Source organism: Actinoplanes sp. NPDC049668 (assembly GCF_044465445.1).
GTDB lineage: Bacteria > Actinomycetota > Actinomycetes > Mycobacteriales > Micromonosporaceae > Actinoplanes.
On sequence record NZ_JBITLR010000004.1, the window covers coordinates 384,872 to 407,420 of the forward strand.

The following is a 22,549-nucleotide window of genomic DNA, read 5'->3' on the forward strand; positions in this document are numbered from 1 at the left end:
GGCCTCGTCCGGGCCTGTCCGGACAACCCCGCCGCGCCTTCCGGACCAGGGCGTACGCCCGGATCGTCTTCGGCAGACGTCCGGCACCGAACGCCGGCGACGAAGGGAATCCACAATGGTCATGCAAGCCGTGAAGCGCGCAATCACCGCCGCCCTGGTCGTCTCCGCGGGGCTCGCCGCCACCGCCGGGCCCGCACAGGCCGGCCCGATCGGCGCCTGCGCCGAGCTGCGCGCGTTCCACGTCAACCTCGGTACCGGGGGCGACGACCTGCGGGACAACTCGGAGGTCATCGTGTGGCTGACCCAGCGCTCCGGCGGGGACGTGGAGCTCCAGCACCTCAAGGGCGGCATCGGCAACTGGAGCAACCGCAGCGACTCGATCACCTACCAGAACGCCAACTGGCACGTGAGCAGCTGCAACGTGACCGGCATCAAGGTGCGCATGATCTCCCACAACGGCACGTTCCAGCACGACGACAACTGGAACATGGACTCGATCACCCTGAACGGGTACGCCGACGGGGGCGCCCCCGCCTACTCGATCTCCGCCAACGGCAGCCCGGTCAAGCGCTTCACCGGCAGCAGCCAGTGGTGGTCGCTGCTCGGCTGACGCCGCGGCGGGCGGGGTGGTCCCCGGATCACCCCGCCCGGGTGTACACGAAGCCGACCTTGTCGACCTCGGCGCCGGAGCGGCCGTGGAAGCCGCTGATCTGCCAGCCCGCCGGCGCCTGGTAGGTGACGCTGGTCGAGGTGAACGTGCCGCCCGACAGGACCCGCCCGGCGCTGGTGGCGAAGCGGATGCCGAAGACCCGGGTCTGCCCGCTCCGGACGCCGGTGTGCACGGTCGCCGTGGTCAGGTACTCACCGGCGGCGAGCGTCAGGCTCTGCGCGGTGCCACCGCCGCCGCCGTGCACGAAGGCCGCCGCGCCGTCCGGGGTGAGCGACACCTGGTCGACCCGGGAGCCGGCGCGGATGCCCACCTGGGCGACCCGCCCGCCCAGCGGCACGGCCGCCACGTCGGTGAACGGCGTGCCGTGCGGGCCGCCGGTGGCGTCGCTGAGCGACAGGTCCGGGTTCAGCGCCCACCCGAACTCGGCGGCGATCGGGTAGTGGTCGGAGAGCATCGCCCCGTCGGCGCGCCGGAAGCCGGCGTTCTCGTTGCCGTACCGCCGCAGGGTGAGGGTGATGTACCGGTTGCCGCGGTAGAGGATCTTGTCAACGACCTCGCACGCGTCGGTCACCGCGGCGTCGTCGCAACCGATCGACGGGCTGCCGACCGCCGGGGGTACGCCGCCCCGCTCCTCCTGCACCCAGGCGTCGGTGAGGCCGTTGACGGTCAGCAGCTCCCGGATGTTGTCCCCGGCCCGGGTGTAGCGGGTGTTCGTGTCGCCGGCGACGACCACGGCGTTGCCGGCCGAGTTCGCCGTGATGAACCTGGACAGCTCGCTGATGTTGGCGCGGCGCGCGGACAGGTCACCCTCGGCGCTGCCGGCGTTGGCGTGCACGTTGTAGAAGTCGATCAGGACGCCCTCGGCGAGCCGCGTCCGCGACCAGGTGAAGCCCTTCGGGGTCAGGCAGTCGGTGCCGTTGCACGAGTCCCAGTCGTCGCGGTAAAGATCCGAGTACGGGTGGTCCGACAAGGTGTTGAGCCCGTCGCCGAACGCCGCCGGCCCGCTGGTCGGTGTCCGATGTGGATGGGTGTCGTTCGCGTACAGCGCCGCGTGATAGTTGAAGTCCTCCTGGACATGCACGATCTCGTAGGGCCGGATGCGCTGCCCGATGATCGGCGTGTTGACGGCGGGCTCGCTGCCGGATATCGGCTCGGGCAGCCCGGCGATGTTGTAGCTCAGGATCGAGAACGAGCCGGTCGGTGGGGGCGCGGCGAGCGCCGGCGTGGCCGGCGCCAGGGCGGCGCCCGCGACGAGTACTGCGGCGAGGCTGAGCGGCACGGACATGGCGTTGCTCCTGCCTGGGAGACGACACTGGCACCCAACGCATCGACACTAGCCGATGTGAATTGTTTTCGCATCAGCCGTTTCCGGGTCCTCGGGCAGGGCGGGGACGTTCGCCCGGTACAGGCTGAGCAGCACGCCGTACGACTCGCCGGTCTGCTGTTCGGGGAGGTCGGCGAACCGCTCGAGGCTCGCCGCCAGCGCGCGGGCCTGCGCGGTGGTGAGCCGGACGTGGCGCAGGATGGTGAGGTCGGGCGCCGCCTCGTCGGGCGGAAGCATCTCGCTCAGCGCGGCCCGGACCAGGAAGTCGCCGCCGACCGGGGCGTCGGCGGCGATGCGCAGCCGCTCGCTGGTCGGCTCGTAGTACTGCTCCGTGCCGCCGCGCACGCGCCGGACGTGCGCCACCCGCACCAGGCCGGCCTGCTCGAGGATCTTGACGTGGTACCCGACGGTGCCCTTCGTCGCGCCGAGCGCCGCCGCGAGTTGCGCGAGCGTCGCCGGCCGCTGCCGAAGCGCCAGCACGAGCCGGTGCCGCAGCGGATGGCCGAGCGCCCTGAACTGGTCGGGCTCGCTGAGCACCAGGTCGCCGCGGGGATGCAGGTGTCCCCGGACGAGGGGCGGCTGCTGACGATGCTGGTGCAGCTCACCGGCGCCGCGTACGCGGTCGAGGTCGGCGTCTTCACCGGCTACTCGGCCCTGTGCATCGCCCGGGGCCTGCCCGCCGGCGGCAGGCTGCTCGCCTGCGACGTGTCCGAGGAGTGGACGGCCCTCGCCCGTGGGTACTGGCGGCGGGCCGGCGTCGAGGACCGCATCGACCTGCGGATCGCCCCGGCCGCCGAGACACTTCGGACACTGCCCGCCGATCCCGTCATCGACTTCGCGTTCCTCGACGCCGACAAGACCGGCTACCCGGAGTACTACGAAAGCCTCGTGCCGCGCCTGCGCCCCGGCGGCCTGCTGGTCATCGACAACGTCCTGCTCGGCGGCCGGGTCCTCGACCCGACACCGAGCCGCCCGGCCCACCTGGCGGTCCAGCAGCTCAACGAGACCGTGCTGCGCGACGACCGCGTCGACTCGGTGATGCTCCCGGTCCGCGACGGCGTCACCCTGATCCGAAAGCGATGATCTGGGATCATGCCTGAATGTCGACCACCTCCTCTGCCGACGGGCGACCGGTCCGATGGATCGTCTGGCGTCAGGACGACAACGGCAATCGATTCGAGGTCGCCCGGCGGGAGTCGCGCGCCGAGGCGGAGGAACTGGCCGCGACGATGGAGGCGCGCGGACACAAGCAGATCTACTGGGTGGCCGCACAGGATTCCCCGCGCTCCTGATCAGGACGCGATGACCTCGATGTCCGGGCGGTCGTGTGCGATCGCGGCGGCGGCCTCCCGTAGGGCGCGCTGCACCGCGATGACGGCCGGCGCCTCGGCGGCCGTGGCGCGGATCGCGGTGAAGATCGTGCGCTGGAGGCGTTCCTCGCGCAGTGGGCGGGCGGCGATCTGAGGCAGCGCGGCGGTCAGCAGCGCGGGCAGCAGGGCGACGGCCCGGCGGGAGGCGACGAGCGCGCCGAGGACCAGCCCGTCGTCGCTGCGGTGCTGGATGCGGGGCTCGAAGCCGGCGAGGCGGTTGCAGACGTTGCGCAGGACGGCGTCCAGGCCGGTGCCGGGGTGCCCGGTGGCCCAGGCGGCGTCCTCGCAGGCGCTCAGCGCGACGGGCCGGTGCGCCGCGAGCGGGTGTCCAGGGTGGACGGCGATCAGGACGTCCTCGCGCAGCAGGTCGCGCCGGCTGACGTCGCGTTGCCGCGCCACCGGGACCGGGTCGTACTCGATGCCGACGACGAGGTCGACGGCGCGCGAGCGCAGCTCCTCCAGCGCCGGGGCGGTCTCCCGCTGGTGCACCTCGACCTGCAGGCCGGGTGCGGTGGCGGCGAGCCCGTCCAGGGTCGCCGGCAGCAGCGCGAGCGCGGGCGTCTGCACGATGGTCATGCGCAGGAGCCCGCCCGGCGCGTCCCCGACGGCGGCCAGCTCGGCGCGGACGGCCTCGTCGGCGGCGAGCGCGTCGGCCGCGTGGGAGGCCAGCCGGCGGCCGGCCGGGGTGAGTTCGACGTTGCGGCCGGCCCGGCGCAGCAGCTTGACGCCGGCCTCCCGCTCGAGCTGCGCCAGCTGGACCGAGACGCTCGACGGGCTGTAGGACAGCGCCTCGGCGACCGCCGACACGGTGCCGAGGCGGGCGAGCTGGTCGAGCAGGCGCAGGCGTCGTAGCTCCATCGTTCGGATTCTCCTACGTTTTCCCGTCGGAAATGTGCGCTGGTCGCGAACGATTTCCTTCGGGACGCTTGTCCGCATGGTGCTCATCTCGTTGTTGACCGCCTCCGCCGTGATGGCCGCAGCCGCGCGGATCGAACGGCGGCTCGGCCCGTCGGCGGCCGGTTGGCTGGCCGCGCTGCCGGTCGCGTTCGCGGTCTCGCTGGTCGCGATCGCCGCCGACGCGACCCCGGATGTGGCCGGGTCACTGGCGCTGAGCGCGGCCACGCACGTGCCGGCGCAGGTGGCATTCGGTGTCACGTTCGCGCACGTGCTGCGGCGGCGGGGCCTTGCTCTCGGCCTGGGTTGCGGCATCCTGGCCTACCTCGTCGGCGCGCTGCTGGTCAGGGGTGTCCCGGCCGCGCTCGCCGTCGTTGTGGCGGCGGTCGCGCTCGCGGTAGGCCCGCGGCTGATGCCCGCCGGACAGCCGCGCCTGCCCGCGCCGCGGCACTGGTCGGGCACCGCGCTCACCTGTCTCAGTGCGGCGGCGGTGGTGGGAGCCGTGCTGCTCGCCAGCCGGTTCGCCGGTGCCGGCGTCGCCGGTGCGGTCGCCGCCTTCCCGACGATGTGCGCGACTCTCACCGTCGTCGCCGTCGCCCGCGACGGTGCCGCCGCCGGGGTGCACGCGCTCGGCGGGCTCGTCCGCAGCCTGCCCTGCTACCTGGCCTTCTGCCTGGTCGTCGCGCTCAGCGCGCCGGGGGCGGGCGTCGTCGCCGTCGGTCTCGGCCTGCTCGCCTGCCTGGGCACGGCGACGCTCACCTGGCGGCACGTCCCGAAAGCCCTGCGCCCGCACGCACTGTCAGCTAGTGATATGGGATAGATTGCGTTGATACGCCCGCTACCCTGCAGGTACAGGGCTGATCCGCGTATGCCTGACACCTTCCGTGGGAAGACCGAGACATGCACACGTGGCGTCGGATCCGTGGCGGCGCGCGGTTCGGCGGCGTCTTCGGGCTCGTGGCGCTTCTGCTGATCATCATGATCGGCATCGCCGTTGGTAATCTCCACGCGCAGCGTAGGGCGGACCGGCAGGTCGCCGAATCCGCCGCGGTGCAGCGTGACGCGCAGACGGCCAAGTTCCGTATCGCCGACTTCAACGGCTGGCAGACCGCGTACGCGTTCGACGCGATCCGGGGTGTGCCGGGCGCCGCCGATGACGGGGTCCAACGCCGCCGTTTCCTGACCTCGGCGGCGACGTTACGGCAGGACTTGGCCCGGATCGGAGCTCATCCGCTCACCGCGGCGCAACGGCAGCAGCTGACCGTGGCCGAGGACGCCCTCGACCAGTTCATGGACCTCGACGCGCGGATCGTGTCCGGGTACCGGTCCGGTGTGCCGAGCCGGATCGCGGCCGCCAACGACCTGGTCACGGGTGAAGAACTGCAATGGTTCGACAGGGCCGCCACCGCGGTCGATCACCTGTCCGCGCTGGCGCAGGCCGACGCCGACGCCGACGCCGCCGCGGTCCGGCGCACGAGCTCCCGAGCGCAGACCATCATGGTCGTCGTCGGGGTCGGGTGTGTCCTGCTCACGGCCGTCCTGGCCTTGCTGGCAACCCGTACCTTCGCCAACACGGCACGGTACAAGGCGATGCTGGCGGCCATCGCCGAACAGTCCGGCGACGCGACGATCGCCCTCACCCTCGACGGTGTCATCACGGCCTGGAACACGGCCGCCGAGCGCGTCTACGGCTTCACCGCCGAGGAGGCCATCGGTCGCACCCCGGCGATCTTCATGTTGCCGGCCCGGGCGCACCTGGTCAGCGTCACGCTCGCAGAAGTGGCCGCGGGACGCCAGATCCACATCGAGGGGGCGCCTCGCCTGCGCAAGGACGGCCGCCAGATCAGGGTGTCGACGATGGTCGTGCCGATCCGGGACGGGAACGGGGTGGTCGTCGCCGCCGCGGCTACCGAACGCGACGTCACCGCACGCATGCGGCGCGAAGCCGAGGAGCAGCTCGCCAATGACCGCGCGGAGCGGGCCGGCCGGCTGGAGAGCCTCGGCCAGCTCGCCGGAGGCGTCGCGCACGACTTCAACAACGTGCTGGCCATCATCCTCAGCTGCGCCGAGTTCATCGCCGACGAGCAGGGCGGGCACGTGGCGGACGATCTCGCCCGGATCCGCGACGCCGCCAGGCGGGGCCAGTCCCTGACCACCCAACTGCTGATGTTCGCCAAGCGCGATCCGGCCCACGCCGAGAACGTCGACCTCAACTCGGCTGTCACCGGCGCCAACGACCTGCTCGGCCGCACCATCGGCGCAGACATCACCCTGCGCTGCCATACCTACGACGGCGCCCTGCCGGTACGCGTCGACCGCGGCCGGCTCGACCAGATCCTGCTCAACCTCGTGATCAACGCCCGAGACGCGATGCCCGACGGTGGCGTCGTCGACGTCGGCACCGACCTCGTCGAGCTGGCCACCGCAAGCGTGGTCATGCCGCTGCCTGCCGGGCGTTACGCCCAGCTGACCGTCACCGACAACGGCACCGGCATGAGCGCTGAGGTCAGAGACCGGCTCTTCGAGCCGTTCTTCACCACCAAACCGTCGGACAAGGGCACCGGCCTCGGCCTCGCCACCGTCTACGGCATCGTCATCGACGCCGAAGGCACCATCACCGTGGATTCCACGCCCGGTGCCGGCACCACCTTCCGGATCCTGCTGCCCTTCGCCACCCGGTCGGCCGACGGCGCCGGGCGGCTCGCGCCGATCCTCGGAACCGGCCACGGAAAGGGTGAACGGATCCTGGTCGTCGAAGACGACGACACGATACGCGACGACGTGGTCCGCATCCTGAAACCCAACGGCTACCGCACCACCGCGGTCCGCGACGCGGACTCCGCGCTGCGCATGGATCTCAACAACGTGGACCTGTTGATCACCGACATGATCCTGCCCGACCGCTACGGCTCGGCCGTCGCCGACCAGATTCACGCCCAGCACCCCGACCTGCCGGTGCTGTTTCTGGCCGGCCAGGGCGACCCCGTGGTGGTGTCGGAGAGTGCCAAGGCCGAGCGGATCCGCACCGTGTACAAGCCCTTTACCGCCGACGAACTACTCAGCAACGTCGGCAAGGCACTCGACGCCACAACCGCGCGCCCGCGCCAGGGCTGATCCGTGTTGGCGCGGTCGTCCCGCCTCGCCTGGGTATCCCGGCATTTTCCGTTGGTGGTCTTCACGCTGACCTTCGCGCTGATGCTGTCGGACTACATGTCCCGGCAGGCCTTGGTCGCGGTGTTCCCGTACCTGAAGGCCGACTGGGCTCTGACCGATACGGAGCTGGGTGTCCTGACGAGCGTCGTATCCCTGATGGTCGGCGTGCTGGCCGTGCCGCTGTCGATGCTCGGCGATCGATGGGGGCACGCCCGGGCGATCGTGGCTATGGCGTTGCTGTGGAGCGTTGCCACGATCGGCTCCGCGCTCGCCTCCGGCTATGGGCAGATGTTCGCCGCCCGCGCGGTGATGGGCATCGGTGAGGCGGCGTACACCAGCGTCGGGCTCGCGGTCGTGTTGTCCGTGTTCGCCCCGGCCCGCCGCGCGGCTCTGTCCGGGACGTTCATGGCGGGCGGCCCGCTCGGAATGGTCGTCGGCGTGGCCCTCGGTGGTGTCCTGTCAGCCCAGTTCGGTTGGCGCTGGATGTTCGCCGCGATGGGCGTCCTCGGACTCGTGCTCGCTTCTGCGTACGCTCTGCTGATCACCGACCGCCGCCTCAGTGCACACCGGGTCACCGACATCAGCGGCGCACCGCGGCTCCCGCCGGGACGACGACGCGCCAGGCTGGGAACGCTGTTCTCCAAACCCTCGATGGTGGTGGCCTACTTCGCCAGCGGCATGCAGTTGTTCGTTGCCGGGGCGATGGTGGTGTGGGTGCCGAGCTACCTCAACCGGGTGCACGAGATGGCGCCGCGCAGCGCCGCCGGTGCCGCCGCGTTGCTTACCCTCGTGCTGGCCATCGGCATGGTGACGTGCGGCTTCATCGCCGACCGGGTCAGCCGGAACCGGCCGTTCCGGCCGTGGACGGCGGCGGCGGTCTTCTCGGCGCTGTCGCTGGTCTTTCTCGGTGCCGGCTTCGCGATGACCCCGAACGGAGCACAGCTGCTGGTGCTCGCGGTCGGCTTCTTCTTCGTCGGAGGAACCAACGGCCCCATGGGCGCCGTGGTGGCCCACCTGGCCCATGAGTCCGTCCGCGCCACCGCGTTCGGCTTCCTGACCACGTCCAACAACGTGCTCGGGCTGGCCCTCGGCCCGATCATCACCGGGATGATCGCCGACCGCATGGGCCTGCAGAGCGCACTGCGCATCATTCCCCTGATCGCGGTGGTTCCCATCATCGCCATGCTTGTCGGACGCCGGATGTACCCTGCGGATCTCCTCCGGCTGGGCGCCGCCCACGACGCCACCCACTGAGATGGCTTGCCGTACGAGCCGGAGCCGGCCGGGCGCGGGGCCCGGCCGGGAGTCCGGTTCTGGTCAGGGAGCGGGCGAGACCGGCACGTCCGGCTGGTTCCCGCGCTTGCGTACGGCGCCGATCGCGAGGTCGATCAGCAGGAACGCGATCAGTGGGATGCCGAGCAGCGGTAGTGCCCAGGCGATGGCGAAGACGACCGGTACGCCGACGGCGATGCCCCAGGCCGGCAGCTGCTGCCAGGCGCCCCGCGCGGGCGCGGTGCCGACGAGGGCGCTCCGGTCGGCGCGGGTGGGGCGGCGCTGCCACCACATCCGGTAGCCCCAGATGATCACGCAGATCAGGCCGATCGCCAGCGATGCGAGCAGGAGCTGGTTCACCAGGCCGAACAGGATGCCCATGTGCGCCTGCACGCCCCAGGAGGTGAGCTTGGCCGGCAGCGGCCAGTCGGCGAAGTCCACCCGGTCGGTGACCGCTCCGGTGGCGTCGACCGCGACGCTGTCCAGGCGTACCGGCCACAGGTTGTCGTTCTGGCTGACGGTCCAGGCGCTCGCTTCGTCCGCCGGCACGCTGATCTGCAGCGGGCCGTCGAGGCCGGCGCCGCGGGCGCCCGCCACGACGGCGTCGACGGCCGCCGGGTCGGCGCCTTCGCCCGTACCGGAGGAGGGTCCGCCGTGGTGTCCGCCGGAGGAGGCGGTCAGGTCGGTGGCGACGTAGGGCCGGTTGCCCTGCAGCGCGTCGAGGGCGGCGCTGAAGTTGGCGCCGGCGTAGCCGGACCAGGTCAGGCCGGTCGCCGACAGGATCAGCAGGCCCAGGGTGAGCCAAATGCCGGTGGCGGCGTGCCAGCCGCGGGTGCGGCGCACGCCCTTCTTGGCGGCCAGGTCGGGGGCGAGCAGGCGGCGGGCGGTGCGGTTGCCGCGCAGGCGGCGCCACCACAGGAACACGCCGCCGAGGGCGATGACCCACAGCCAGCTGGCGGCGAACTCGGAGTAGAGCTCGCCGGTCTTGCCGAGTTGCAGGTCGCGGTGGAACCTGTCCAGCCAGGTGGTCAGCGGCGTCGACGTCCACCAGGTGGTCAGCCGGCCGGTCACCTTCGCCGTGTACGGGTCGACGTACACCGTGTGCACGAGCTCCGACTCGGCGCTGAGCTCCGGCGAGGTGAAGTCGACCTGGGTGGTGGCGTCGCTCTCGCCCAGCCGTACGGAGGTCAGCGTGCCTTCAGGGTGCGCGGCGCGGGCCGCCGCGACCTGCTGTGCCACCGGCAGGGCCGCGCCGCCCGGGGCGGCGACGACGAGCTCATCGCTGTAGATGATCTTGTCGAGCGTCGGGGTGAGGGTGTACAGCAGGCCGGTCATGGCCGCGACCAGGATGAACGGGGCGACCAGGATGCCGGCGTAGAAGTGCAGGCGCAGCAGCAACGGGCCGAAACCTCGACCGTTCGGGGCACGCGGCGGCGCGGGTCTGACCGCCGGGACGGGCTCGGTGACGTCGGGGGCGAGGGCCATCGGCTGTCCTTGTGGGGGTGGGCGAGTCACTGCCGACGCGTCGGCCGGGCCGAGGCGACGGGTGGCCTCCGCGGGGGTGCGCAGGTCACCGCAGTAGTCGTCGACCGGTCCTGGAAAGTTCCCAGGGATTCGTCAGGATGCCGGTTTCGCTGCCTTCGGGCGGCGCCGCTTGGCGCGCACGACCCGCACCGGGGTGGAGGCCTGCAGGTAGAGGCTGGGGCGCCGCTCGCCGTGCGCCAGGTGCACCTGGATGACGTCGAACTTCGGCGGATCGACGCTGGCGACCCGGTAGCGCTCCGCGCCGGAGATGATCAGGTCGCCGGGGCGCACGTGCGAGGGGGACTGCACGATGCTCTCGCGGCCGAGGACCGAGCCGAGGCCGACGCGGGGGAGGGCGGCGACCCAGGTCGCCGAGGTCTCCGCGCTGAGACCGGTTCGGTAGCCCCGCATGGCCGGCCTCCCCGGTGTCGTCGCTGTCTCCTGGCTTCCCAGCAATCGGCGGGCGCGGGCCCCGGTTGAGGATTTACGTCGCCCGTGCCGAGTTCAACACCGCCTGGATCAGCTCGCGGTCGGCGCCGGAGGCGTACACGGCGTAGTCGCCGGCGTACACGTAGCCGGCCCAGCCGTCGGCGGTGCGCCGGACACCCGGGCCGTGCGCCGGGTCGAAGGTGGCGGAGCCGTAGAAACGGACGCCGCCGTCGAAGTTGCACGGGTGCGGGCCCGGCGGCGCCCAGTGCTCGAACTGGAACTCGCAGTCGCCGTTGTCCAGCCGCTTCCAGCGGGCCGGGACGTCGACCTTCGCGCCGCGATACTCGATGGTCTGCCAATCGTCCCGTACGGGGGCGGAGGAGTTCGCGGGCGATGCGGGGGCGTCGGCGACCACCGCCGGGCGTTGATCGCCCGTGGTGGTCTGGAACCAGATGAGAACGCCGGCGACGAGTGCTGCGCCCGCGGCAGCCGCCACGAGGAGCCGGACACGAAAAGTCATTCTGCTCGGACGGGTACGGCGCCGTCCCAGTTCCGCGCCCACAGCACTTTGCGGAAGGCGGCGACGATCCGCTCCTCGTCGGCCTCGGTGGTGCGCCAGTTGCTGAAGGCCAGCCGGAGCGCGGGCGTGCCGGCGTACACGGTCGGCGTCACGAACGCCTCGCCGGTCTCGGCGAGCGCCCGGGCCGTCTCGGCCGGGTCGCCCGGTACCGCCAGGCAGGCGACGTTGAGCCGGACCGGGGCGAGCAGCCGCACCCCGGGCAGTTCCGCCAGGCGCGCGCCGACCCGCCGCGCCGAGGCGACGTTGCGCTCGACGATGTCCCGGTGCCCCGCCCTGCCGTACGCGGCGAGCGAGAACCAGGCTGCGAGGGCCCGCAGCCGCCGGGAGTTCTCCGGCGTCAGGTGCAGGAAGTCCGGCCGCTCGGTGAGCGGGCCGAGATACGCCGCCGAGTTGCCGAACACCCGGGACTGCAGGTCCGGCCGGCGGGTGTACTGCACCGCCGAGTCGTACGGCACGTTGAGCCACTTGTGCAGGTCGACGCAGACGGAGTCGGCCTCGGTCAGCCCGTCGAGCAGCGGCGCGTGCTCCGGGCTGAGCGCGGCGAACGCGCCGAACGCGGCGTCGACGTGCAGCCAGAACGGGAACTCCTCGCGCAGCGCGGCGATCGCCCGCAGGTCGTCGAAGTCGACGGTGTTGACGGTGCCCGCGTTGGCGACCACGATCGCCGGGCGGCCGTCGCGGGCGGCCAGCGCGGCACGCAGCGCCGCCACGTCGACCGCCTCCCGGCCGGGCCGGACCGGCAGCTGCCGCACCGCGTCCCGACCGAGGCCCAGGATGGACAGTGCCTTGTAGATGCTGGAGTGCGGCGCGCCGGACAGCACCTCGACCGGTCCCAGCGCGTGCGCACCGTGGCGCGCCACGTCGACGCCGAGCCGCTCGCCGAGCCATTCCCGGCCGATCGCCAGGCCGACGAGGTTGGACATGGTCGCGCCGCTGACGAACGCACCGGACTGGCCGGCGTCCAGGCCGAACAGCTCGCGCAGCCAGCCGAGCGTCTCCCGCTCCAGCTCGCCGCCGGTCGAGCCGACCTCCGAGCTGCCGTTCTGGTCGAAGACGCCGGTGAGCCAGTCGCCGGCGAGCGCGGCCGGGGTGGCGCCGCCGGTGACGAAGCCCAGGTAGCGAGGGCCGGCGCTGCCGGAGAAGCCGGGCGCCCAGCGCTCGGCGAACGTGGCCAGCGCGCCGGCCAGGCCCGCGCCCCGCTCGGGCAGCGGCTCCGCGGCGGGCGGCGCGGGTGGGTGGGCCGCCGGCCGCTCGTCCAGGCCTTCGAGTACGCCGGTGGCGTACACGCGGGTCGACTCCAGCAGCTCCGGTAGCGCCGCGAGGTCGGCGGCGAGTCGGTGATCCATGAGCACACGCTAGGCCCCGCGGCCGGGCGGGCCGGGATCCAATCCGGAGGTTCTGGCCGGCGCCCGGTCATCACCCGGCGGTAGGCCCCGTTCAGGATGTATCGATGTTCATCAGTGTGTCGATACCGTTTCCGCGGGCAACCGCCCGCTTACACCCCCACGGCACAGACAGGAAAACGGTATGCGTCCCCTCATCCGTACACTGCTCACAGCCGCAGTCACCGCGGCCGCCGCCGGCTCGCTCATGCCCGCCGCCGCGGTCGCGGCCCCCTCGCCCGAGCCGCCGCCCGTCGCCCAGGTCGTCGGCGGCCGGCCGGCCACCACGAACTACTCGTTCATGGTGTACGTCTCCGGCTGTACCGGCTCGCTCATCAAGGCCAACTGGGCCGTCACGGCCAAGCACTGCCCGACGCCCAGCACCGTGCGCGTCGGCAGCATCGACCGCAGCAGCGGCGGCACCGTCGTCTCCGTCCGGCGCGCGGTGAATCACCCGCGGATCGACGTCAAGCTCTTCGAGCTGGCCTCGTCGGTGTCGCATGCACCCGCGCCGATCCCCACGGCCTCCGGCGCCAACGGCACCGCCACCCGGATCATCGGCTGGGGCCAGACCTGCCCCACCCGGGGCTGCGGCTCCACGCCCCGCATCGCCAACGAGCTCGACACGTCGATCGTGGCCGACAGCCGCTGCTCCGGCATCGACGCGGCGTACGAGATCTGCACCAACAACACCAACGGCAACTCCGGCGCCTGCTACGGCGACTCCGGTGGGCCGCAGGTGCGACAGGTCGGCGGCCAGTGGGCGCTGATCGGCGTGACCAGCCGCGCCGGCAACAACAGCTCGACGTGCGCGACCGGGCCGTCCATCTACGGCGACCTGTCGTCGATCCGTGCCTGGGTCAACACGCAGGTCGGCGGGCTCCCGGCCTGACACCGGGATGAGGTGGGCCGGCGTGAACTCAGGCGGGCCGGCCCACCTCCACCTCCTTGCGCCGCCGGGTGACGAGGTAGCCGAAGGCGGCGGCGGTGAAGAACATGACGATGCCGTACACGGCGGCGGGTATCGCCATCTCGGTGCTGTCGAGCAGGCCGGGGCTGACCGCGATCGTGATCGCCAGGGTGCTGTTGTGGATGCCGATCTCCATGCCGACGGCGATCGACTCGCTCTTGCCGATCCGGGCCAGCCGGGGCGCGCCGTACCCGATGGCGAGGCTCGCCACGTTGAAGATCAGGACCGCGACGCCGACGGCGACGAAGTAGTCCGCGACGTTCTCGAGCTCCTTGAGCACCGTACCGACGATCACCGCGACCAGCACGATGACGGACAGGATCTTGACGGGCCGGGCCAGGCGGTCGGCGAGCGCCGGGAGGCGCGCCCGCAGCGCCATGCCGATCGCCACCGGCACCAGGACGATCGCGAAGACCTGCAGCACCTTGTCGAACTGCAGGCCGATGGAGCCGGCATCGGGGAGGAAGTACGCGGCCGAGAGGTTCACGACGATCGGCAGCGTGACGACGGCGAGCACCGAGTTGACGGCGGTCAGGGTCACGTTGAGCGCCACCTGCCCGCCGAAGAGGTGGCTGTACAGGTTGGCCGTGGTGCCGCCGGGCGAGGCCGCGAGCAGCATCATGCCGACCGCCAGCGCCGGCGGCAGGTCCAGCGCCACGACCAGCCCGAAGCAGAGCGCGGGCAACAGCAGCGCCTGGCAGGCCAGCGCGATGAGGATCGGCTTGGGAAAGCTCACGACCCGGTGGAAGTCCGCCACGGTCAGGGACAGACCGAGACCGAGCATGATGATGCCGAGCGCGATGGGCAGCCCGACCGCCGTCAACGACGAGTTCATGGCGCCGAATTCTGCTCCGGCCACCGGAGCTGAGGAATCCTCATTTCGGTTGCCGAAGATCCCGGTTGCCGAAGAACCCGGTCCCGCCCGGCCGGGTCGGATGACCGCGGCCGGGCGGGCCGGGCGCTACGCGGGTTCGATCCAGATGTTGCGGTAGCGGACGTTGGCGCCCGGGTCGCCGTGGTCCTGCAGGCGGATCGGGCGCAGGTCCGGGCCCTCCGGCGCGCCGTTGCCCGTCGGGCCGTCGACGGCGACGTCGTCGTGGACGGTGACGCCGTTCCAGACCACGGTGACGCGGGCGTTCTCGGTCTTGGTCGCGCCGTCGTAGCGCGCCGCCCGGAACGTGATGTCGTAGGTCTGCCACGTCTCCGGCGCGGTGCCGGGGTTGGCGGACGGCGCCCGTTTCAGGTAGATCGCGGCGCACTCGTTGTCGGCCAGCGCCGGCTTGCCGTACGTGTCGAGGACCTGGATCTCGTAGCGGTCCTGCAGGTAGATGCCGCTGTTGGCGCGGGCCTGGCCGGTCACGTCGGCCGGCAGGTTCGGCAGCCAGAACTCCGCGTGCAGCCGGAAGTCGCCGTAGGTCTGCTTGGTGCGCAGGTCGCCGCCGAGCACCTCGGCCGAGCCGCCGGAGATCGGCCAGGTCGGCGCCGTGCCGTCGGCGTTCTGGAACGCCTGCAGGTTGCCGCCGTTGAACAGGGTGACCCGGCTGGTGCCGTTGTGGGTCCACCGCTGCTGGGTCACGTCGGCCCACTGCCAGAGCTGGAGCTGGGTGCCGTCCGCGCTCGCGCCGCCCGCGGCGTCGAGCACCTTGCCGGACTGCGGGTTGAGCAGCGAGCCGTTCGGCTGGGTCTGCCACACCTGCGCGGCGCTGTTGTTGCAGGTGTACAGCTGGACCTTGGTGCCGTCGGCGGTGCCGCCGTTGTCGATGTCCAGGCACTTGCCGAGCGCCCGCAGCGTGTCGCCGCTGCGGGTCCAGCTCTGCGCGGACGAGTTGTTGCAGGTGTAGAGCTGAATCTTGGTGCCGTCGGCGGTGCCGGCGTTGTCGACGTCGATGCACTTGGCGCCGATGCCGGTGATGGTGCCCGTCCGCGGCGTCGCGGCGGACGTGCCGTTGTCGACGGTCAGGCTGTCCAGGTTGACGTGCCCGACGTCGCCGGTGTCGACCCGGTACGCGACCGTGTTGCCGCCGGCCCGCAGCGTCACGGCGTCGGTCTTGACCGCCCAGGTGTCCCAGTTGCCGGTGTCGGCGAGGCTCACCTGCCGCACCTTGGCGCCGTTGACGTACAGGCTGACGGTCTTGGCTCCGGCCGACGGGTTCGGGCCGTTGCTGTAGCGCAGCGAGACCGGGTAGGACCCGGCCGACGGCACGTCGACGGTGAAGGTGGTCGCGGCGCCGACGGAGCCGTACCCGGCGACGAAGCCGGATCCGGTGTAGCCGCTGTGGTCGGTCGCCACGCCCGCGGTCCCGCTCAGCCCGGAGTGCTCCGCCTCGACCCGGCCGGTCCGGGACGTCGTGCCGTCGACGAGGCTGTTCAGCGAGTACCAGGCCTCGGTGCTCCACAGCGACGCCCCGGAGGTCGAGGTGAAGGGCCGCGGCGAGCGCACGTGCACGACCCGGCCCGGCTTGAGCCCGGTCAGCTTGAGCGTCACCTTGAGCCGGTCGGCGGACAGGACCGCCGATGCCACCGGCAGCGTCTCCTCGTCGACCTTCGGGCCCCCGTACGCCGGCGTCGGCACGTAGCGCCACTGCTCGGCGCGGTACCGGGCGGCGAGTTGCTCGGCGGTGGCGGTCGAGACGGGCTGGGTGTACTCGAGCTCGAAGCCGCCGGCGACCGCGCGCATCGCCTTGATGTCGAAGACGCTGGTGCCGTTGGGCGTGAGCTTCTGCAGCCCGTACGTCAGCTTGCCCTCCTGGCCCCAGTTGCCGCCCGCGCCGAGCCCGCCGGCGTACAGGGCGCCGTCCGGCCCCTGGCTCAGGCGCAGCACGCCCGCCTCGAGGCCCTGGGTCAGCCGGAAGACCGCGCCCTGGTACTGGCCGTTGATCTTCTCGAGGAAGGCGCGCTGGACGCCGCCGTACGTGACGTCGCCGAAGAGCATCTGACCCGCGTACGGGCCGGAGTCGAGCAGCAGCGGGGTGCTCGGCGAGTTGGCGATCTCGTTCTGCGGCAGCCACAGCACGGGCTGGGTGACCGGCTGGCCGTCGTACGGGCCGTCCGGGTTGGTGTAGTGGTTGAAGAAGCGGCCCGGCTTGATCTGCACGAGCTTCGAGGCGGGCAGCCAGCCGCCCTGGTTGTCGGTGACGAAGATGTCGCCCTCCGGCCCCCACCCGAGCCCGTCCGGGGTGCGCAGGCCGCCGGCGACGTACTCCACCGCGCCGGTGGTCCGGTTGATCTTCAGGCTGGTGCCGCGGTTGGGTGAGCCCTGCGGCTCGGTGGTGGCGCCGCCGAGGTTGATCGAGACGGACAGGTTCAGGTAGAAGAAGCCGTCCTTGTACAGCAGGCCGAACGCGAACTCGTGGAAGTTGCCGTCGAACGGCCAGGTGGCCACCCGCCGGTACTGGTCGATGGTGCCGTCGCCGTTGGTGTCGTTGAGCTCGGTCAGCTCGTGCTTCTGCGCCACGTAGATCTTGCCGTCGACGATCTTCAGGCCCATCGGCTCGCGCAGCCCGGTGGCGATTTTCCGGTACGTGACCTGGCTCGGCGAGGTGGCGCCGGTGACGCCGCTGAGGATGTAGACCTCGCCGGCGACGGTGTCGCTGCCGCCCCAGGTGGCGATCGCCAGCCGCCCGTCGGGATAGAAGTCCATGGCGCTCACCTGCGGCTGGAAGCCGGACGGCCGCAGGTTGGTGAGCGTGTAGCCGGGGTGCACGGCGGTCAGCGGCAGGCCGTCGCCGGGGCTGTCGCCGGAGGCCTCGCACTCCTTGCGCCCGGGCGCGGTCACCCGCACCACGCCGGCGTCGGTGCTCAGCACGCTGTTGGGTACGACCGCGAACGCGCTCGCGCCCGGCGGCCGCCACTCCAGGGTGAGCTGCTGGCCGCCGTCGCGCTCGAAGTAGTCGACGCGCAGGGCGTGGTAGCCGGTCGTGAGGGTGACGGCGCCCTCCTTCGAGGTGACACCGTGCAGCCCGTCGTGGTCGATGACGGTGGCGCCGTCGATCTGCAGCCGTGACCCGTCGTCGCTGGTGAGCCGGAACGTGTACGCACCCGCCGCGGGGATGTTGACGTTGCCGATCACCTCGCTCTGGAAGCGGTCGGCGAAGCCGAAGTCGGCCGTGGTGGTCCAGTTGACCACCGGCATGAGCTTGTCGACGTTGGGTGTCTGCCCCGGCTTCAGGGCGCAGATCTTGTCCCGGGCGGTCTGCAGATCGTAGGTCCGCAGGGTGACGCCGGGCTCCTGCGGCGGCGGGGCGGCGTACGCGGGGAGGGCCGGCACCAGGGCGGTGAGCAGGATCGCGGTGCCCAACACGAGGGAGGAGGACTTCGGGGGACGGGTCAGTCTTCTCATCGAGCGCTCCAGGGGCAGCAGCATGAGGACGACTCAAGGTCGACCATCATCGATGCCTGGACGCTAGGCAGGTTCTGTTCAGAAGTCCATAACTTTGTTGAAACCAAGTTGAACTTTTGCCTGAAACAACGAAAGGCTAGGGGTCAGCTGTCCGCCGAGATGCGCTCCAGCGCGAGGATGCCGCTCGCCATCGTCTGGGTCTCGCCGGCGGTCTGGGTGACGGTGCGGGTGACCTCGGCGACGGCGGCGGACTGCTGTTCGATGGCGGCGGCGAGGGTGCTCTGGTGTGCGGAGAGGGCGTTCATGCCGCCGGCGATCTGGGTGACCTCGGTGACGGCGGCGTCGACCTGCGCGCGGACCTCGGTGAGGGTGCGGTTGATGGAGTCGGCGTTCTCGCCGGACTGGCGGGCGAGTTCCTTGACCTCGTTGGCGACGACGGCGAAGCCCTTGCCGGCCTCGCCGGCCCGGGCCGACTCGATGGTGGCGTTGAGGGCGAGCAGGTTGGTCTGGGCGGCGATGGACTGGATGATGTCGCTGGCCGCCATGATCTGTTCGCTGGAGGCGGCGAGGGCCCTGATCACGGTGGCGGCGCTGTCGGCCTGCCGGACCACGGTGGCGGTGATCTCGTCGGAGGAGTGTGCGGTGCGGGACAGGTCGCGCAGCGCGGAGGACATCTGCTCGGTCGCGGTGGCCGCCGTGGTGGTGTTTCCGTTGACCTCGGCGGCGGAGCGGGCCAGCACGGACACCTGCTCGGCGATCTCCCGCTGCAGCCGCGCGTGCTCGGCGACCTGCGCGGCCGCCAGCTCGGCCCGGCGCGCCTCGGCCCGCTGCTGCTCCGTCAGCGTGCGCACCTGCAGCTCGCTGATCTCGGCCTGTGCCGCCGCGACCTGGTCGGCGCTGTCGTCGAGCAGCCGGCGCAGCCAGTGCATCGCCACGCAGAGCGTGGTCAGCAGCAGCCAGATCGCCACGGAGTGCCACACCGCCGTCCACGGCGGCGCCAGCAACCACTCCGTCACGAAGGTCTGTGCGCCCATGATGATCGACAGCGCCACCACGTCGCGCCGTTCCAGGGTGAACCCGGCCCAGACCAGGCCGACGGCCGAGTCGAGCAGGACGAGGTAGTACGTCTCTGGGGCGGTGACCGCCCCGAACCCGATGATGATCACCCCGACGTAGGCCATGGCGCGCAGCGCCTGCGGGTGCACCCGGTCCCAGTCGACCCGCCAGAGCGCCGCCGCGATCGCGCAGGCGATCAGCCCACGGATCACCAGCGAGCCGCGATAGCCGTCGACGTTGGACAGACCGATGATCACGCCGGCGATCCCCGTCGGTGCGAACAGCCTCGGCAGCAGCTTGCCGGAGATGGAGCGGTCCTCCAGCGGGCTGCGCCGGCGCGCGATCGGTGCCTGAGCCTGCGTCATGCCCCTGCGGTCGACAGGCCCTGATCGTCCTTGAGTTCTTCGGTGGGGTGTGCTGCGTCTCCCACGCCTGAGGGCTCGCGTGATCTCCGACACCGCGCAGCTGCGGTAATGGGGAAACGGGAAGCTCGGTTTTCAGTTTCGAAGCAATTGTTTTCCGATGCGGGCGAGGCCGATAATGCGCAGAAAGGCGTCGCCCGGCGAATGCAGGCGTTGGGCGTTCCTGTCGCCGACACAGCATTATGATCGCGGCCGCCGTGGCGGGCGGCCCGAGACGGGATCGCACTCCTTTCTACGCGTCGGTGAACGCTGGGCAGGTGGACCGTACCGAGGCTGCATACGATTGCATACATTCGTATGCAGCATTGCGTCGTGGCGAGAATCGTCACATAGCCGAAATCTCAGAGAAATGTTTCTATAGCCCGCGGTAACCCTGCTTTCCGTGCCAGACCAGGACGGAACCCTACGCATGCGGCGCGGTGTCAGCGCGGTTTGCCCCAGCCGGTCTACTTCGGACCGGTATTCTCCGGCCCGATCCACCGGACTAGTTGACCTCCGTCCGCATAACAGATCTCAAGAGATCGAAATGTAGCGGCCGGCGATTCGAAGATCGAAGAATCTATGGGTGTTGACACCGTTTGTGATCGAAATATAGCGTCGATTCCGCGCTCTTGGCCTCGCACATGTTGCCTACTGGTTTCGATGCCGTCGGTCGCATGACGAGACGTTCTTTGTCACCCGAGGATGTTGACTCCCTCCCCGGGTTGCCCTCATGTCGCTATGCCTGCCACGCGAGGACGTGGCATTGCCGCGAGAGGCGAGGCACCATGCATAAGTTCTCAACAGGCCGGACCGCCGCCCGGCTCGGGGCGGTGGCACTCATGGTCGGCGCTGTCGGCGTGGTCGGATCGACCTCGTACGCCGGTGACCGCACGACGATCACCAAGGAAGCCTGGGGCACGACCGCCGGTGGCGAGGCCGTCGACCGCTACACCCTCACCGCCAACGGGATGCGGGTACGGATTCTCACGTACGGCGGCATTCTGCAGACCATCGAGACGCCGGACCGGCGCGGCCGGCTGGCCAACGTGGCGCTCGGGTTCGACAACCTCGCCGACTACGAGACGAAGAGCCCGTACTTCGGCTGCATCACCGGCCGGTACGCCAACCGGATCGCGAAGGGGCAGTTCACCCTGGACGGCACGACGTACCAGCTGCCGATCAACAACGATCCCAACAGCCTGCACGGCGGAACGATCGGGTTCGACAAGCACGTGTGGGCGGCCACGCCCCTGAAGAACAGCAAGAGCGTCGGGCTGCGGCTGCAGTTCACCAGCCCCGACGGCGACCAGGGCTACCCCGGCGAGCTGCGCTCCACGGTGACCTACACGCTCACCACCGACCACGCCATCAAGATGGACTACGTAGCCACGACCAGCAAGCCGACGGTCGTGAACCTCACCAACCACGCGTACTGGAACCTGGGCGGCGAGGGCACCGGAACGATCGACGATCACAAGCTCTACCTGAACGCGAGCAGGTACACGCCGGTGGATCCCACGCTGATCCCGACCGGCGCGATCGACCCGGTCGCCGGGACTCCGATGGACTTCCGCCGGGCCACCGCCATCGGCGAGCGCAACCGTGACGGTTTCGAACAGCTGGTGATCGGCCGCGGCTACGACCACAACTGGGTGCTCGACCGGCGCGACAACACGTTCACCCGCCTCGAGCTGGCCGCGCGGGCCACGGATCCGGCGAGCGGCCGGCAGCTCACCATCCTCACCACCGAGCCGGGCATCCAGTTCTACGGCGGCAACTTCCTGGACGGCACGCTCGTCGGCACCGGCGGGCGGATGTACCGGCAGGGCGACGGCTTCGCCCTGGAGACGCAGCACTACCCCGACTCGCCGAACCAGGCCGGCTTCCCGTCGACGGTCCTGCGGCCCGGGCAGACCTACCGGACGACCACCATCTACCAGCTCGGCGTAGCGCGCTGACGCTGTCCTTATAGCCCGCCGCTGCCCTCACCGGCAGCGGCGGAGGAGGTGTGCAAGATGCCTGTTCACCCTGCCGTCGCGGAGGCGGCCGACAAACTCGATCTCAGTCGGGTCACCCGCCGGCGGCTGCTCGCCGGCACCGGCCTGGTGAGTGCCTCGCTCGCGGCGACGGGGCTGCTCAGCGCCTGCGGCGACAACGAGACCAGCGCCGACGCCGTCGGCAACTTCCCCAAGACGCCGAACTGGAAGTTCGTCTTCATCAACCACGTCACGACGAACCCCTTCTTCACGCCGACCCAGTACGGCGCGGAGGACGCCTGCAAGCTGCTCGGCTGCTCGTACCAGTGGACCGGCTCGGCCAACTCCGTGGTGGCCGAGATGGTCAACGCCACCAACACCGCGATCAGCGGCAAGGCCGACGGCATCGCCATCGCCGTGGTGGACAAGACCGCGTTCAAGGCGCCGGTCGACCAGGCGCTCGACGCCGGCATCCCGGTCGTGTCCTACAACGCGGACGGCGCCCGCGAGGACCCGGGCACCAACCGGCTGACGTACGTCGGGCAGGGCCTCTACGAGTCCGGGTACGCCCTCGGTCAGCGCGCGCTGACCCAGGTGCAGTCCGGCGAGGTGGTCGGCTTCATCGCCACGCCGGGCCAGCTCAACATCCAGCCCCGGATCGACGGCGCGCAGCAGGCGTTCAAGGACGCCGGCGGCGCGATCACCTTCACCTCCGTCGCGACGAACGCCGACATCACCAAGGGCCTGTCCATCATCGACGCGTACGCGCAGGGCCACCCCAACCTCGCCGGAATGCTGGCGGTGGACGCGGGATCGACCCAGTCGATCGGCCAGACCGTGAAGAAGTACGACATGCGTAGCAAGGGCCTGAAGGTGGCCGGGGGCTTCGACCTGATCCCGGAGACGCTCGCCTCGATCAAGGACGGCGACCTCGACTACACCATCGACCAGCAGCCCTACCTGCAGGGCTTCCTGCCCGTGCTCTACCTGTACCTCTACAAGATCTCCGGCGGGCTGATCTCGCCGCCGCAGACCAACACCGGGCTTCTGTTCGTGACCAAGGACAACGTGGCCCAGTACCAGAACACCCAGACCCGGTACGAGGGCGCGTCCACCGACGTCAAGCTCGTCGAACGGTCCGGGCCCATCGCACACGAGTGAGTGACCGGGATGGACTGATGCACGAGACGGTTCGAGAAGGGGACG

Annotated in this window: 19 protein-coding genes; 9 read left to right on the forward strand and 10 right to left on the reverse strand. The window is 70.9% G+C overall.

Annotated features, from left to right (window positions below; translation table 11 throughout):
- Nucleotides 1-130: 130 nt before the first annotated feature.
- Entirely contained in the window at nt 131-610 is a 480-nt protein-coding gene (locus ACIBSW_RS19020) for a hypothetical protein (RefSeq protein WP_354723538.1), read from the forward strand.
- A 28-nt stretch (nt 611-638) separates the two neighbouring features.
- On the opposite strand, the gene ACIBSW_RS19025 is transcribed toward ACIBSW_RS19020, so the two are convergent.
- Together ACIBSW_RS19025 and ACIBSW_RS19030 are read right to left on the reverse strand one after the other, a co-directional pair.
- Complete coding sequence (locus tag ACIBSW_RS19025; RefSeq protein WP_354723536.1) at nt 639-1,955, reverse strand: jacalin-like lectin; 1,317 nt, start codon at nt 1,953-1,955, stop codon at nt 639-641.
- A 48-nt stretch (nt 1,956-2,003) separates the two neighbouring features.
- Entirely contained in the window at nt 2,004-2,531 is a 528-nt protein-coding gene (locus ACIBSW_RS19030) for a helix-turn-helix domain-containing protein (RefSeq protein ID WP_354723534.1), read from the reverse strand.
- On the opposite strand from ACIBSW_RS19030, the gene ACIBSW_RS19035 reads away from it, so the two are divergent.
- Both ACIBSW_RS19035 and ACIBSW_RS19040 read left to right on the forward strand, forming a co-directional pair.
- Nucleotides 2,493-3,077, forward strand: coding sequence for a class I SAM-dependent methyltransferase (locus tag ACIBSW_RS19035; RefSeq protein WP_354723532.1), 585 nt, complete (start codon nt 2,493-2,495; stop codon nt 3,075-3,077). The two genes, ACIBSW_RS19030 and ACIBSW_RS19035, sit on opposite strands and share 39 nt — an antisense overlap.
- A 17-nt stretch (nt 3,078-3,094) precedes the next feature.
- On the forward strand, nt 3,095-3,286 hold the full coding sequence (locus tag ACIBSW_RS19040; protein ID WP_354723530.1) for an SPOR domain-containing protein: 192 nt from the start codon (nt 3,095-3,097) through the stop codon (nt 3,284-3,286).
- Here ACIBSW_RS19040 and ACIBSW_RS19045 read toward each other — a convergent pair whose 3' ends face one another.
- Nucleotides 3,287-4,222, reverse strand: coding sequence for a LysR family transcriptional regulator (locus ACIBSW_RS19045; RefSeq protein ID WP_354723528.1), 936 nt, complete (start codon nt 4,220-4,222; stop codon nt 3,287-3,289). It lies immediately after the preceding gene.
- Nucleotides 4,223-4,298: 76 nt separating this feature from the next.
- On the opposite strand from ACIBSW_RS19045, the gene ACIBSW_RS19050 reads away from it, so the two are divergent.
- The 3 genes from ACIBSW_RS19050 to ACIBSW_RS19060 all read left to right on the forward strand — a co-directional run bounded on the left by ACIBSW_RS19050 (nt 4,299) and on the right by ACIBSW_RS19060 (nt 8,665).
- Nucleotides 4,299-5,078 (forward strand): hypothetical protein, encoded by a 780-nt coding sequence (locus ACIBSW_RS19050; protein ID WP_354723526.1) that lies wholly within the window; start codon nt 4,299-4,301, stop codon nt 5,076-5,078.
- A gap of 80 nt (nt 5,079-5,158) precedes the next feature.
- On the forward strand, nt 5,159-7,372 hold the full coding sequence (locus ACIBSW_RS19055) for an ATP-binding protein (RefSeq protein WP_354723524.1): 2,214 nt from the start codon (nt 5,159-5,161) through the stop codon (nt 7,370-7,372).
- 54 nt (nt 7,373-7,426) lie between these two features.
- Nucleotides 7,427-8,665 carry an MFS transporter gene (locus tag ACIBSW_RS19060; protein ID WP_354723522.1) on the forward strand — a complete coding sequence of 413 codons (1,239 nt, stop codon included), beginning with the start codon at nt 7,427-7,429 and terminating at the stop codon, nt 8,663-8,665.
- Nucleotides 8,666-8,728: 63 nt separating this feature from the next.
- On the opposite strand, the gene ACIBSW_RS19065 is transcribed toward ACIBSW_RS19060, so the two are convergent.
- The 4 genes from ACIBSW_RS19065 to ACIBSW_RS19080 all read right to left on the reverse strand — a co-directional run bounded on the left by ACIBSW_RS19065 (nt 8,729) and on the right by ACIBSW_RS19080 (nt 12,562).
- Complete coding sequence (locus tag ACIBSW_RS19065) at nt 8,729-10,168, reverse strand: PepSY-associated TM helix domain-containing protein (RefSeq protein WP_354723521.1); 1,440 nt, start codon at nt 10,166-10,168, stop codon at nt 8,729-8,731.
- Nucleotides 10,169-10,300: 132 nt separating this feature from the next.
- On the reverse strand, nt 10,301-10,618 hold the full coding sequence (locus ACIBSW_RS19070; protein ID WP_354723519.1) for a hypothetical protein: 318 nt from the start codon (nt 10,616-10,618) through the stop codon (nt 10,301-10,303).
- Nucleotides 10,619-10,691: 73 nt separating this feature from the next.
- Nucleotides 10,692-11,156 carry a hypothetical protein gene (locus ACIBSW_RS19075; protein ID WP_354723517.1) on the reverse strand — a complete coding sequence of 155 codons (465 nt, stop codon included), beginning with the start codon at nt 11,154-11,156 and terminating at the stop codon, nt 10,692-10,694.
- A complete protein-coding gene (locus ACIBSW_RS19080; RefSeq protein ID WP_354723515.1) occupies nt 11,153-12,562 on the reverse strand; it encodes a pyridoxal-dependent decarboxylase in 1,410 nt (469 codons plus the stop codon). Before ACIBSW_RS19080 ends, ACIBSW_RS19075 begins: the two co-directional genes overlap by 4 nt.
- Nucleotides 12,563-12,743: 181 nt before the next feature.
- On the opposite strand from ACIBSW_RS19080, the gene ACIBSW_RS19085 reads away from it, so the two are divergent.
- Nucleotides 12,744-13,490, forward strand: a complete 747-nt coding sequence (locus ACIBSW_RS19085) for a trypsin-like serine protease (protein WP_354723513.1) — start codon at nt 12,744-12,746, stop codon at nt 13,488-13,490.
- Nucleotides 13,491-13,518: 28 nt separating this feature from the next.
- Here ACIBSW_RS19085 and ACIBSW_RS19090 read toward each other — a convergent pair whose 3' ends face one another.
- The 3 genes from ACIBSW_RS19090 to ACIBSW_RS19100 form a co-directional block, all read right to left on the reverse strand.
- Entirely contained in the window at nt 13,519-14,403 is an 885-nt protein-coding gene (locus tag ACIBSW_RS19090) for a bile acid:sodium symporter family protein (protein ID WP_404799382.1), read from the reverse strand.
- A 126-nt stretch (nt 14,404-14,529) separates the two neighbouring features.
- Entirely contained in the window at nt 14,530-17,931 is a 3,402-nt protein-coding gene (locus ACIBSW_RS19095; RefSeq protein WP_354727960.1) for a family 16 glycoside hydrolase, read from the reverse strand.
- Nucleotides 17,932-18,050: 119 nt separating this feature from the next.
- Entirely contained in the window at nt 18,051-19,328 is a 1,278-nt protein-coding gene (locus ACIBSW_RS19100) for a methyl-accepting chemotaxis protein (protein ID WP_354727958.1), read from the reverse strand.
- An 824-nt stretch (nt 19,329-20,152) separates the two neighbouring features.
- On the opposite strand from ACIBSW_RS19100, the gene ACIBSW_RS19105 reads away from it, so the two are divergent.
- Nucleotides 20,153-21,325, forward strand: a complete 1,173-nt coding sequence (locus ACIBSW_RS19105; RefSeq protein WP_354727956.1) for an aldose epimerase family protein — start codon at nt 20,153-20,155, stop codon at nt 21,323-21,325.
- Between the two features lie 57 nt (nt 21,326-21,382).
- Complete coding sequence (locus ACIBSW_RS19110; RefSeq protein WP_354727954.1) at nt 21,383-22,504, forward strand: sugar ABC transporter substrate-binding protein; 1,122 nt, start codon at nt 21,383-21,385, stop codon at nt 22,502-22,504.
- Nucleotides 22,505-22,549: the final 45 nt, after the last annotated feature.

Coding starts and splice junctions, on each gene's coding strand:
- ACIBSW_RS19090 (WP_404799382.1), bottom strand. CDS start 14,403: ATGAACTCGTCGTTGACGGCGGTCGGGCTGCCCATCGCGCTCGGCATC.
- ACIBSW_RS19075 (WP_354723517.1), bottom strand. CDS start 11,156: ATGACTTTTCGTGTCCGGCTCCTCGTGGCGGCTGCCGCGGGCGCAGCA.
- ACIBSW_RS19025 (WP_354723536.1), bottom strand. CDS start 1,955: ATGTCCGTGCCGCTCAGCCTCGCCGCAGTACTCGTCGCGGGCGCCGCC.
- ACIBSW_RS19110 (WP_354727954.1), top strand. CDS start 21,383: ATGCCTGTTCACCCTGCCGTCGCGGAGGCGGCCGACAAACTCGATCTC.
- ACIBSW_RS19055 (WP_354723524.1), top strand. CDS start 5,159: ATGCACACGTGGCGTCGGATCCGTGGCGGCGCGCGGTTCGGCGGCGTC.
- ACIBSW_RS19040 (WP_354723530.1), top strand. CDS start 3,095: ATGTCGACCACCTCCTCTGCCGACGGGCGACCGGTCCGATGGATCGTC.
- ACIBSW_RS19035 (WP_354723532.1), top strand. CDS start 2,493: ATGGCCGAGCGCCCTGAACTGGTCGGGCTCGCTGAGCACCAGGTCGCC.
- ACIBSW_RS19100 (WP_354727958.1), bottom strand. CDS start 19,328: ATGACGCAGGCTCAGGCACCGATCGCGCGCCGGCGCAGCCCGCTGGAG.
- ACIBSW_RS19070 (WP_354723519.1), bottom strand. CDS start 10,618: ATGCGGGGCTACCGAACCGGTCTCAGCGCGGAGACCTCGGCGACCTGG.
- ACIBSW_RS19065 (WP_354723521.1), bottom strand. CDS start 10,168: ATGGCCCTCGCCCCCGACGTCACCGAGCCCGTCCCGGCGGTCAGACCC.
- ACIBSW_RS19080 (WP_354723515.1), bottom strand. CDS start 12,562: ATGGATCACCGACTCGCCGCCGACCTCGCGGCGCTACCGGAGCTGCTG.
- ACIBSW_RS19095 (WP_354727960.1), bottom strand. CDS start 17,931: ATGCTGCTGCCCCTGGAGCGCTCGATGAGAAGACTGACCCGTCCCCCG.
- ACIBSW_RS19085 (WP_354723513.1), top strand. CDS start 12,744: ATGCGTCCCCTCATCCGTACACTGCTCACAGCCGCAGTCACCGCGGCC.
- ACIBSW_RS19050 (WP_354723526.1), top strand. CDS start 4,299: ATGGTGCTCATCTCGTTGTTGACCGCCTCCGCCGTGATGGCCGCAGCC.
- ACIBSW_RS19105 (WP_354727956.1), top strand. CDS start 20,153: ATGCATAAGTTCTCAACAGGCCGGACCGCCGCCCGGCTCGGGGCGGTG.
- ACIBSW_RS19045 (WP_354723528.1), bottom strand. CDS start 4,222: ATGGAGCTACGACGCCTGCGCCTGCTCGACCAGCTCGCCCGCCTCGGC.